General features: G+C 67.0%; 1 protein-coding gene. It reads right to left on the bottom strand.

Annotated features, from left to right (window positions below):
* On the bottom strand, positions 1-273 hold a 273-nt coding region (locus tag SB751_RS30505; protein WP_410749088.1), incomplete at both ends, for a tetratricopeptide repeat protein.

Below are 273 nucleotides of genomic sequence, written 5' to 3'. Positions count from 1 at the left end.
GATTGCGCGGATCGCTCGCCACGGCTTGCCGGAAGCAGGTCACGCCGTCGTCGAGTTCGCCGCAATCCTTGAACACGTTGCCGAGGTTGTTGAGCGTCGGCGAATGGTGAGGCGCGAGCGCGAGCGCCTGGCTCAACAGCGCGCGCGCGGCGTCCTGATGCCCGAGCGCGCGGTGCAGATTGGCCGCGTTGTTACAGGCATCGACGAAATCGGGCCGCGCCTTCAACGCCGTGTCGAATGCGTCCATCGCGGCCTTGTGCTCGCCGAGTTCGC

This window comes from Cupriavidus sp. SIMBA_020 (assembly GCF_046535395.1).
GTDB classification, from domain to species: Bacteria; Pseudomonadota; Gammaproteobacteria; order Burkholderiales; family Burkholderiaceae; genus Cupriavidus; species Cupriavidus campinensis.
The sequence above is the reverse complement of the archived record's forward strand: the minus strand, read 5'-3'. Positions and strand labels throughout refer to the sequence as shown.